Annotated in this window: 8 protein-coding genes; 2 read left to right on the forward strand and 6 right to left on the reverse strand. The window is 59.5% G+C overall.

What is annotated here, in order from left to right; translation table 11 throughout:
* Positions 1-212: 212 nt before the first annotated feature.
* The 5 genes from RYB66_RS15335 to RYB66_RS15355 all read right to left on the reverse strand — a co-directional run bounded on the left by RYB66_RS15335 (position 213) and on the right by RYB66_RS15355 (position 8,071).
* A complete protein-coding gene (locus RYB66_RS15335) occupies positions 213-1,454 on the reverse strand; it encodes a M20/M25/M40 family metallo-hydrolase (RefSeq protein ID WP_316894797.1) in 1,242 nt (413 codons plus the stop codon).
* A 73-nt stretch (positions 1,455-1,527) separates the two neighbouring features.
* Positions 1,528-4,581 carry an efflux RND transporter permease subunit gene (locus RYB66_RS15340; protein ID WP_316894800.1) on the reverse strand — a complete coding sequence of 1,018 codons (3,054 nt, stop codon included), beginning with the start codon at positions 4,579-4,581 and terminating at the stop codon, positions 1,528-1,530.
* Positions 4,578-5,645, reverse strand: a complete 1,068-nt coding sequence (locus RYB66_RS15345) for an efflux RND transporter periplasmic adaptor subunit (protein ID WP_005745941.1) — start codon at positions 5,643-5,645, stop codon at positions 4,578-4,580. The genes RYB66_RS15340 and RYB66_RS15345 overlap by 4 nt, the downstream gene beginning before the upstream one ends.
* A gap of 82 nt (positions 5,646-5,727) precedes the next feature.
* Entirely contained in the window at positions 5,728-6,579 is an 852-nt protein-coding gene (locus RYB66_RS15350) for a MipA/OmpV family protein (protein WP_004665610.1), read from the reverse strand.
* 19 nt (positions 6,580-6,598) lie between these two features.
* Positions 6,599-8,071, reverse strand: coding sequence for an efflux transporter outer membrane subunit (locus tag RYB66_RS15355; protein WP_316894802.1), 1,473 nt, complete (start codon positions 8,069-8,071; stop codon positions 6,599-6,601).
* A 98-nt stretch (positions 8,072-8,169) separates the two neighbouring features.
* Between RYB66_RS15355 and RYB66_RS15360 the strand changes: the two genes are divergently transcribed.
* Positions 8,170-8,859 carry a response regulator gene (locus RYB66_RS15360; protein WP_004665612.1) on the forward strand — a complete coding sequence of 230 codons (690 nt, stop codon included), beginning with the start codon at positions 8,170-8,172 and terminating at the stop codon, positions 8,857-8,859.
* A gap of 5 nt (positions 8,860-8,864) precedes the next feature.
* Positions 8,865-10,040, forward strand: coding sequence for a sensor histidine kinase (locus RYB66_RS15365; RefSeq protein WP_046835250.1), 1,176 nt, complete (start codon positions 8,865-8,867; stop codon positions 10,038-10,040).
* 23 nt (positions 10,041-10,063) lie between these two features.
* Here the strand turns inward: RYB66_RS15365 and RYB66_RS15370 are convergent, their stop codons facing one another.
* The gene (locus RYB66_RS15370; RefSeq protein WP_057404626.1) at positions 10,064-11,551 is read right to left on the reverse strand and encodes a SulP family inorganic anion transporter; all 1,488 of its coding nucleotides are present in this window, start codon (positions 11,549-11,551) and stop codon (positions 10,064-10,066) included.
* Positions 11,552-11,796: the final 245 nt, after the last annotated feature.

The following is an 11,796-nucleotide window of genomic DNA, read 5'->3' on the forward strand; positions in this document are numbered from 1 at the left end:
AACCGCTATTCCAGCCGCCTCCCGTTGTATGCATTATCGGGGGCTCTGCAGTCTTGTATCTGTTTAAAAGCGCGTCATCGACTCTACAGCCTCCCGCGCCTTGCGCTCATCGTTATACACAATCTAACTGCTTATTGTTCCAATGCGGAGCGCGAGAAACGAGAAGCGTGCGGAAAACACTTCTCATTACCCTGCGCGGGAGGCTTTTCGAATCAATGTTGCCCGGACAACTTCATGATCATCCGTGACAGCAGATAGATCCGTGGCGCGACACTGCCCACCTCGGCGTACTCTTCAGGCGTATGAATGTTGCCACCGACGATGCCGAAACCATCCAGTGTTGGCGTTCCTACGCTGGCAGACAAACTTGAATCAGCCGCCCCGCCGCTGCCCTCGATGGTCAGGGTGCGCCCCAGTTCACCATAGATGCCCTGTGCCATAGCGACCAAAGCATCGGACTGCGGGGTCTGCGGCATTGGCGGCAAGCCACGGACCAGACTGGTCTTGACCTCGGTGTCAGGCACCAGTTTGTTGGCCGACACCCTGGCCAGGTCCTGCTCGACGCGATCGAACTCCTCCGGCACTGCGGCACGCACGTCGGCCTTGGCGCTGGCCTGATCAGGAATCACGTTGGTGCGATCACCCGCCTTGAGCACGGTGAAGTTGACGGTGGTTTTCTTCTCCTCGTCGCCCAGTTTGCCGAGTTGCAGGATCTGATGCGCAACCTCGGTGGCAGCGTTACGCCCCAGTTCCGGCGCAACGCCCGCATGCGAGGCTTTGCCCTTGACTTCGACCAGTGCCGTCGCAGAACCCTTGCGCCACACCACCAGACCATCAGCAGGACGACCCGGCTCCAGATTGAGCGTCACGTCATGCTCTTTCGCTGTTTTCTTGATCAGCTCGGTAGCGGCGCCTGAACCGGTTTCTTCGCTGGCGTCGAGCAATACTGTGATCTGTGCGTAGTCGGTGAATTTCAGGTTGTGCAGCACCTTCAGAGCATAGATAGCAGCAACGATGCCGCCCTTGTCATCCATAACACCAGGGCCATAGGCACGACCGTCCTTGATATGAAACGGACGCTCGGCCGCAGAGCCTTCCTTGAACACGGTATCCATATGTGCCATCAGCAGAATCTTCGCCTTGCCGGTGCCTTTCAGGGTCGCAACTACATGATTGCTGGCCTCTGGTGTATTCGGAACGAGCTCGATGGTGGCACCGAGCTTTTTCAGTTCTTCAATCGCGATGTCACTGACTTTGGTCAGGCCCGGTACATACCCGGAGCCTGAATCGATGTTTACCAGACCCTCCAGCAGCTTCAAGGCTTCGTCCTTGTATTGCTCGGCATCGGCCTGAATCGCCTTGTGCGGTTCGGCCATGGCCGCTGGTGCCAGAGCTGTCAGCGCAAGCGCCAAAGCGAGATGAGCTGCCAGTGGCGAGCGGGAGAATGAGCGCATGTTGTTCCGTCCTTGTGTTTGGTTCGTCGAGGTTTTCAGGACCATACCTTACACAAACACCGGCCGTAATGAGTCAACTCGCGGTACGCCAGCGTTCAAACGTGTCAAACAGCAGCCCATACAGAATCGGGATCAACCCCAGCGTCACCAGCGTGCCCAACGCCAGCCCGCCCATGATCGTGATCGCCATACCCTCCCAGAGCGGGCCGGCAAAAAGCATCAGTGGGACCAAGCCGATGATGCAGGTCAGTTTGGTCATCACGATCGGCCGCAACCGCTTGATCGCTGCGTTGACCACCGCATCACGAACCGACAGCCCGTGCCCGCGCTCAACCTCAATGCGTTCGAGCAATAACACCGCATTGTTGACAATAATGCCGGCCAGCGACAGCAGTCCAAAGGTCGCCATGAAGCCGAACGGGTATCCGGTGAGCACCAGGGCCAACGCCACGCCGATGAGCACAAAAGGCACACTGGAGATGACGATCAGCAACTTGCGAAACGAATTGAACTGCCACACGAACAACAACAGCATCGCCACCAGCGCGTGCGGCATGTATTGCAGAAGCGCCTGGTTGGCTTCGGCAGAATCCTCTATTTCGCCACCCAGTTCGATGCGATACCCCGCTGGCATGTTGAGCGTCGCAATCTGTGGTGCCAGATGCTCAATGATCGAGGTGGCGGTCAAAGACGGGTTGTGTCCGACCACAGTAATCGCACGCTCCAGGTTGCGGCGCTGAATGGTCGATGCCTCGGCCTGGGGCTCGACCGTCGCGATGGCGGACAACATCAGCGGTGCCGCCCCGGAAGCCGGGTAAATCAACGTGCTGTCCAGATCATTGGCAGGCGTAATCGGTGTGCCCTGCTCACGAGCCACAATCGCCACAGCCGTTTCGCCATCCTGCAGCGATGACACAGACAGCCCGTTGTTCCTCAGTTGCAGGGCCTGAGCGATATCCTGAGTGGAAACACCGGCATGCAGCGCCTTGTACTGATCGACGACTACGTCGTAACGCAGCAGCCGGGTACGCCAGTCATCGCGTACGTCCAGGGTTCCGGGCAATGCCGACAAGGCTTGCTCGATCTTGCGGGCAATATTTCGCAGCACTTTTTCGTCAGGACCAATGACCCGGTAGACCGCAATCCCGGCTTCGGTGGTGCCCATGGAAAACCGCTTGGGCTGCGCTTCGACTTCGGGGTGCTGAGTCAGGATGAAATGCCGGGTTCGCTCAATGACTGCATCAAGGTTGGCACCGTCACGCACACTGACCGTGAAGTAGGCAATATTCGGCGCAGGCAGAGGCGGATTGAGACCCAGAACAATTCTCGGTCCGCCATTGGCGACATAGCCGATGCTGTGTTTGACGTCCTGATCGCTGCTCAGCCACTGACTGATATCGCGCACGGCCTGAGACGTGGCACGCGAGCTGCTGCCGGGTTCCAGCACCAGCGGAATCTGGAACTGCATGCGGTCGGACTTGGGCAGAAAGTCATAAGGCACCTGGGTCAGCACGACGACCGCAACTGTCAGCAATCCCAGCATGCTGGCGATGAAGATCAAGGAGTGATTCAGCAGACTCTCGATGACTTTTCGATAGCCTCGATAGAACACCGATGCATACTCATCGGCGTTGTCAGTCGCACCCGAGACTGCCGGTGCCTTGGCGAAGTAAAAGCATAACAGGGGCGTCACGGTGATGCTGAGCAGCCACGAGCTGATCAGCGTGGTGGCGAGCACAATCGCCAGCGAACGCAGGTATTCGTTAGTGCTGGTCTGCCCCAGAAAGAAAGGCGAAAACGCCAGCACAATGACCAGTGACGAGGTCAGCAAAGGGATCATCAACGTGCGCCCGGCTTCCTCGCAGGCCCGCCGTCGGTCCTCCCCGGCGTGCAGACGCCGCTCGATGTCCTCGGCGATGACAGTGCCATTGTCCACCAGCAAGCCGAGGGCCAGGATGATCGCGGCAATCGACACCGTCTGCAGCTCGATCCCCAGCGAGCGCATGACCAGCAATGTAGTCAGGATGGTCAGGGGCACAATCACCCCGACCACCAGGCCGGTACGCCAGCCCAGAAACAGCATGACCACACACATCACGATAACGACCGTTTCGGCCATGACGTGATACATCTTGTTCATTTCGTGCTGAACCACGCTGGACTGAAAAGTCACGATGTGCAGGGTAAAACCCGCTGGAAGTTGTTGTTCCAGCTCACCGAGCTTTTTGCGCAGAGCGGCACCGAACGTCTGGACATTGAGCCCTGGCTGCATCGAAGCGGCCAGCACCACAGCATCCTGCCCTTGATAGATCGCTTCGGTTTCCGGCGGGTCGACAGGGCTCACCGATATTCGGGTCAGGTCATGCAACGCTACCATCTGTCCGCCAGGCAACTGCACGGGAAACTGACGAAGCTGATCCAGCGACAGCACCTCGCCGCTGACCGAGAGCGTGGTGCTCTGTTGCCCGATGACCGGGTTGCCTCCCGGCGCGATCAGGTTGCGGTTTTGCAATTGCTGGAGCAACTGTTGCGGCGAAAGTCCGGCTGCCGCCAGGGTCTGGTGATCGAAGTCGAGGTAGATTCGCTCGTCCTGCAGGCCATACAGCTCGACCTGATCGACACCCTTGAGCTCATAAAGCTGATTGCGCAGGCGTTTTATCGGCGCGCGCATCTCGCTCATGGTAAAACCCGGCGCCGTCAACGCAACGGAAGCCACTGCCACGCGACCGAAATCATCGTCCACAAAGGGCCCTTGGGTACCGGCCGGGAAAACGCCGTTGGTTTCGCTGACCTTCGCCCGGAGTCGTTGCCACAGCAGCCCCAGATCCTTGATGGTGTCATACGCCATGACTTGCACAATCACCCGGCCTGGCTGGACCGTGGTGACAATGTTCTTGATCTCGGCCAGTTCACGGATGCGTTCTTCGAGTGGCCTGGCAAGCAGCTCTTCCGTCCGCTCGGTGGAGAGTCCTGGCAGGGATACGCTGACCAGTGCGTCGCGAACCGTAACCGAAGGTTCTTCCTGCGACGGAAACCCCAAAAAGGTCGCGACACCGGCCAGCAAAATCAGGAAGGCCGCAAACAGGGTCAGGCGGCTCGCGCTCATTGCGCGGTAGGTAAGACTCATTGCGTGCCCCCGGTCAAGCGTGTGCCAGGCTGAAACAGGGTGACGGTCTCGCCGTCCTGCAGGAAAGCCGCGCCGGCAGTAACCACTCGCTCCCCGACAGCCAGGCCGCTGGCGATCAGCGCCCGGCCATCTTTAACCGTACCCAGCGAAACAGAGCGCAGGGCGACTGTTCCGCCTGGCTGGTAAACAAAGACCTCGGCGGAGTTGCTGCCGGTGCCCATCCATAACGCCTGGACCGGGACCGACAAGGGCTGTGTGCCGGTATCGGGATGCATCTGCACCAGCAGCGTGACGCCGCTGGGCAATCTGCTGGCAGGCCGCAGCACACGAAACACAGCCGTTCTGACCAGCCCGTCATCGGCACGGGGTGAGATGCCTTCAAGTGCCAGATCAAACCCTGAAGTGCCATCTGCCGTGCTGGAGGCTCTGGCCAGGTCACCAGGTTTGAGGGTTTCGGCAAGCGCCAGCGGAACAGCAGCCACCACCTCCTGCCCTGCAGCGGATTCGATGTCCAGCACCACTTGCCCGGCGGGCAACACGGTGCGCGGCTGTGCATGCCGTGCGACTACTCGCCCGGCAAAGGGTGCGATCAAACGGGTGCGGTCCAGCTCGCGATGGGCCAGAGCCTGTTCGGCCTGGGCCCGGACCTGCTCGGCTTTGGCTTGCTCGCTGGATGCCAGGGCCGACTCGACCACACTCTGGGCGACACTGCCTGCCGCGAGCAGACGCTTCTGACGCTGATAATTAAGCTCACGTTCAACCGCCTGCGCTCTGGCCAGACGCAGACTGGCCTGCGCCTCTTGCAGACGCAGCTGCGCAGGCTGTCGGTCAATGCTGGCGAGCACCTGATCCTTTTCAACGGTATCGCCAATGTCGATCCGCAGCTCTGTCAGGGTGCCTGCCGATTCAAACGCCAGACTGGCGCGCTCCTGCTGCCGAACGGTGCCGATAAAGCGCACCGTGGTTCCCTCTCCTGCCCGTGCAGCTTCAACCTTGACGGCACGGATGGCCGAGACGCTGGCCGTATGTTTATCGCTGCACCCACTGACCATCAGGGCGATCATTACGATACTGCAAGCGTGTAAAACACATCGCTGTAGATCAGGAAACCCATCGGGATGTAATCGCATGGCAGGCTTCACCCCTTTAGAAGGCGTAGTTCAAGGCAATCAAACCGCTGCCTTCAGCATCGGTCTCGACCAGCGGGCTGCCGCGGGTCTGATCGGTGTAGTGAGTCACCCCGACGCTTGCAACGGTTGACCAGTGGGCATCAAAGGTGTGCTGCCAGGCGAGCGCAGCCGAGTACGCGTAAATCCCGCTGTCTGCCGTGAATCTGGAAAAGCCGGTGCGCTGACTCTGGATCGGGCTCACACCGAAGTAGGTCTGGTTGTAACGGCCGTCACCGGCATGCGCATCGATATCCAGCGTCACCGTATCGGTCTGGCTGTGGTAGGCGATGCCCTCAAAACCCAAGCGGTAACGGTTGCCACGCTTTTCACCGGCCACACGCAGTTCGGCCTCGGCACTGGCCGACAACCATGGCGTGAGCTGTTGAGAGATCATGAAGTCGCCAACCGTTGCCCCCTTGACGGTGCCCATCCCTATGAGCTCATTGGAACCAGGGCGGTTTGTACTGTTTTTCTCGGTGCGGCCGAAATCGTAGTTGAGCGCTGCGCTGGCCCCGAACCCGGAATCGGACTGCCATTGCAGCCCCACTCCCCGTGCGGTATCCGCAAAAAAGATACCGCGCTGGACAGTGAGCATCGGCAACACCTGACTGCGGTATTCATCGGCCCCCATGTAGCGTGGCAGCACGGCCATGCCGAGGCCGAAATTGACGTTGAACCTGTCGCCGAAAATAGACTGGCTTTGCGTGGACGCGCTGTCCTGAGCACAGGCCTGACCGACCAGTGTCATGGCCACTGAGGCGATCAACACGCCAAGTGCAGGCTTGAGCAGTGCAGGACGAACGTGAGGACGAGCGATTTCAGGACTCATGGTGATACTCCGGTTTCATTCAGGATTGAGGTGGGGTTGTCGGTTCTGCGCCGCGAAGCACTCGAAACAGGTCGATCCGGTTTTGTTGCAGCTCATCGAGTGACTTGCGACCGGCTGCATCGGCTTCGGCGATACGGATGGTGGAGCCCAGCAATGCCGTGCGTTCGGTAGCACCGGCATTGAGTTCGAAGGACAGGCGGCGCACTTTTTCCTGGACCAGCGCGACGCGCTCGATCTCGTTGCGAACATGGCCCAGGGCCTGCTGACGACGGGTCAGCACACCGGCCATTTCACGGAAGGCGTTTTGAATGGCTTTTTCATACTCGGCGACCGCGATCTGCTGGCGCACATGCGCCAGATCCAGGTTGGCCTGATTACGCCCGCCGTCGAACAACGGCAGGTTCAGTTGCGGGGAGAACAGCCAGGTACCGCTGCCATTGCTGAACAGCGTGCGCAGACTGTCGCTTTGCAGACCTACGCTGGTACTGAGTTTTATGGACGGAAAGAATGCAGCACGGGCGGCACCAATATTGGCGTTGCTGGCCTTGAGTGCTTCTTCGCGCTGACGAATATCAAATCGCTCAAGCAAACGCTGAGACGGCAGATTCGACAGCCAGGCCGGGGGCTCGACCAGCGCGGCGGTCAGCGCCGGCGTATCCGGCGTGGTGGCTGGCAAAACTGCCGAGTAGCCGGTGAGCAGCAGCAAAGCCTGGGAAGCATTCGCGTGATCGCTTAGCGCATCCTGCACCTGTTGCTGTGCAGTCAAGGTATCAAGGCGCTGCGCCATCAGATCGTCGAGTGAAATGGCACCCTGGCGCTGCTGCTCTTCGGCCGCCTTTACCAGCATCAGCCGGGCATCATGAACGGTCTGCGCATCCTGCTGCACGGCGGCGGCCAGACGCTCGGCCAGCCAGGCGCGAGCCACTTCGGCAACCAGCGCACTGCGCGCCGCCTGCTGGCCATACGTGCTGGCCAGATAATCATGCCGCGCGGCCTCGGACAGGCTGCGCACGCGCCCAAAAAAATCCAGCTCAAAGTCCGAGACGCCCACCGATGCGATGGAAAGGTCCTGGCCGTAACGCTCATCGGCAGCCGCATTATCGAAGTGTTGACGGTTACGCTGGACGCCTGCGGCAATCGTCGGGAAACGATCGGCACGGGTTATGCCTCGCATCGCCCTGGCTTCATCCACTCTCAGCAACGCCACGCGAAAATCGCGGTTGAACGTCAGGGCTGATTGCAACAGAGCCCGCAATTCACCCTTTGGCGACAGCTCGGCAGCCAGCGCCTCTTCGTCAGCGGTCAGCGCGATGGCAATGGACGCATCACCGGCCGGGACGACAGCAGACAACTGGTCTGCAGGAACCGGCAAGGCCGGGCGCTGATACTCGGGAATCAACGAGCAACCCGAAAAAATCAGGCTCAGCAGCATAGCCAGGCAACAGCATCCGAGGTTGCGGATACGCTTGGACAGCGGTGTACTCATCAGCATAGGATCTGTCCGCGACAGTGGGCTCTGGACGCAATCCTGAACGTCGACTTTCAATAAACCGTTCGTGAATTATCAAGATTTGATCAAGAGGCATTCTTGTGTCAGGAAAACGCATTCTGATCGTCGAAGACGATGCCGACAGCGCCAGCATTCTCGAGGCTTATCTGCGTCGTGACGGGTTCAGCGTAGGGCTGGCCGAAAACGGGCAGCGCGGTATCGATATGCATCGCCAGTGGAAACCCGACCTGATTCTGCTGGACGTCATGCTGCCGCTGGTCAGTGGTACGGACGTGCTGTCGGCAGTGCGCCGTTGCAGCGACACACCGGTGATCATGGTCACGGCCATGGGCGACGAACCGGAAAAGCTCGGCGCATTGCGCTACGGGGCTGACGATTACGTGGTCAAACCCTACAACCCCAAGGAAGTGGTGGCCCGTGTGCACGCGGTGCTGCGCCGCTCCCAGCAGAACGCCAGTAATGACCGCCATTTGCGTTACCAGAACCTGCTGGTGGACCTGAATGCAGTCACCGCCATCATTGAAGGACACGACGGCACAGACACACTGCTCGACCTGACCCCCACCGAGTTCAAGATCCTTTCGACCTTGCTGAAAACACCCTCCAAAGCCTTCACCCGCGAAGAATTGCTGGAAATCTGCCTGCCCGACAGCGAGGCGCTGGCCAGGGTTGTCGATGCGCACGTGCACAATCTGCGTCGCAAACTCGAAATTCACGGCGTGGATAATGTGCTGGTGACAGTCCGCTCTGTCGGCTATCGATTCAGGTGAGCCTCATGCGACGTTTTTTCAGACACCGGCAGAAACCTTTATGGCACTGGGTCGGCATGCGCATGAGCATGCTGGCGGTCGGTGCGGTCATCGTGATCGCGTTCTGCATGTGGCTGCACGTCACGGTGTCTGACTGGCTCACATTGCAGGCAATGCCAGCCGATGTGCGCACGGAGTTCATACGATTGCAGGCCGAACCTGCCATGGACATGGTCAAGCTTCGCGAGCTGTTCTTCGAGTATTACCCGATTGAAAACCTGCTGCCGGGCATCGCCAACAAGGAATGGTGGGTATTGGCAGCGCTGGTGATGATGGCCATCCCTATCATCATCTTTTTCGGCTTTTTGTTCTCCCGCCCGCTTTCCAGCCAGTTCTCTTCGATTGCCAGAGGCGCACGTCAGGTCGCCCAGGGCGACTTCAAGACGCGCCTGCCAATGAGCGACAAAGACCCGGACGAGCTACAGGCGCTGGTCAGCGACTTCAATACCATGACCACCCAGCTGGGCCGTTACGAACTGGAGGTCAGCGAGTCCAGCGCGATGATCGCCCATGAACTGCGCACGCCACTGAACGCGGCCATGGGGCGTATTCAGGGCATGATCGATGAAGTGTTCCCCCGCGATCTGGCACAACTGGAAATGGTCCACCGCCAACTTAACCAGTTGAACAAACTGGTGAGCGATCTGCACCTTCTCTCGCTGGCCAGCGCTGGCCAGCTGACCCTGGACAAGACGGTATTTTCCCTTGAGAAACTGGTGGCCGAACGCCTGAGCTGGTTTGCCACACAGCTTGATGAAGCAGGCGTTGTCGTGACGATCGACATCCCCCCACGACTGACCGTCAACGCCGATCGTGACCGGATCGGCCAAGTGGTCAATATTCTCGTCGATAATGCGCTGCGCTACTCGGCGATGGGCGGTGAACTGCTGATTGTCGGCAGGGCCCGCGCACGGAGCATGGAACTGACCGTCTCCGACCGCGGGCCCGGCTTCGGCTCGGAAAACCTTGAGCAGGTGTTCGACCGTTTCTGGCGCGCCGAACGTTCGCGGGCGCGCTATTCGGGAGGCAGCGGCCTTGGCCTGTCCATCGCCCGGGCTATTTGCCTCGAGCATGACGGCACTATCGGGGTGCGCAACAGGCCTGGCGGCGGGTCGGTGATCCGCCTGGAAATCCCGGCCTGACCCTGCTGACCCGGACCTGCGGATCAATGCCCCATCAACGAATCGATAGCGTCCGGTTTGTCGTGCACGCCAAACCGATCCACCAGCGTGGCCGTCGCCCGGTTCATACCTACAACGTCCACACTGATACCCGCCCTCCTCAGCTTGAGCACCACCTTGTCCAGCGCGGCAACCGCAGTGATGTCCCAGAAATGCGCCTCGCGCAGATCAATGGCGAGTGTTTCGACGTTTTCGCGCAGGTCGAAGGACGCCATGAAGCGCTCGGCAGAAGCAAAAAACACCTGACCGGTCACGTAATAAGTGCGGTGGCTGTGCTCGGGGTCGCGTTGCGAAGTGACGTCGAGATAACGGGCGATCTTGCTGGCAAAGAACATCGCGGCCAGCAGGGACCCCACCAGCACGCCATAGGCGAGGTTATGGGTGGCTACCACCATGATCACCGTCACGACCATCACGATATTGGTCGAGAGCGGGTACTGTTTAAGGTTGCGGATCGACTCCCAACTGAACGTACTTATCGACACCATGATCATCACCGCCACAAGCGCCGCCATCGGAATACGCGCCAGCCAGTCGCCCAGAAACAGCATCATGATCAACAGCAGCAAGCCCGCGCTGAGGGTCGAGAGTCGTGTTCTGCCCCCCGACTTCACGTTGATCATTGATTGGCCGATCATCGCGCAACCGGCCATGCCACCGATCAGGCCACTGGCAATATTGGCAATGCCCTGCCCTCTGCACTCACGATTCCTGTCGCTGGTGGTATCGGTCAGATCGTCGACAATGGTTGCGGTCATCATCGACTCAAGCAGGCCCACCACCGCCAAAGCTGCGGAGTACGGCAGGATGATCAACAGCGTGTCGAGATTCAGCGCAACGTCCGGCCACATGAACACCGGCAGACTGTCAGGCATCGCGCCCATATCACCAACTGTTCGTACATCAAGGCCCATGTAAATGGACATTGCCGTGAGCAGCAGAATGCACACCAGCGGCGACGGCAGCAGCTTGCCCAGCAACGGCAGGCGCGGGAACAGATAGATAATTGCCAGGCCCGCCGCCGTCATGGCATAGACCGGCCAGGTCGCATGGGTCAGTTCTGGCAGTTGGGCCATGAAAATCAGAATCGCCAGCGCGTTCACAAAGCCGGTCACCACTGATCGTGAAACAAAGCGCATCAGCTCTCCGAGGCGCAAGTACCCGGCGATGATCTGCAACACGCCGCACAACAAAGTGGCCGCCAGCAAATACTGAAGACCGTGCTCTTTCACCAGGTTCACCATCAGCAGTGCCATCGCACCTGTGGCGGCGGAAATCATCGCCGGGCAGCCGCCCACGAAAGCAATGACCACACAGATACAGAACGAGGCGTAAAGCCCGACTTTCGGGTCTACCCCCGTGATGATGGAGAACGCAATGGCCTCTGGAATCAGGGCCAGTGCAACGACAAGCCCGGCCAGAACATCGGCCCGGACGCTGGAAAACCACGTAGCTTTGATTTTTTCGAGCATGGAAATACCTGTATCGAACACAGCGGGACGCGCAGCAGCGAATGCTGGACGTACGTGTGCATCGGTTTTCGAATGAGTAGTGATGGAGGTGGCGGCGACCGTCAAACGGACACAGCAACGGGTGACCGCGGTCAGTGGCAGTCAGGGTGTGGCGAGGGGGCGAAGCGCTAAGGCGGCGTAGGCAGCCAGCTGGAACGGGACAAAAGTGATTCCTTCGATGGGTCGCAGGACGTAAGCATCATAGA

This window comes from Pseudomonas syringae group sp. 243L2 (assembly GCF_032587875.1).
Lineage (GTDB): Bacteria > Pseudomonadota > Gammaproteobacteria > Pseudomonadales > Pseudomonadaceae > Aquipseudomonas > Aquipseudomonas amygdali.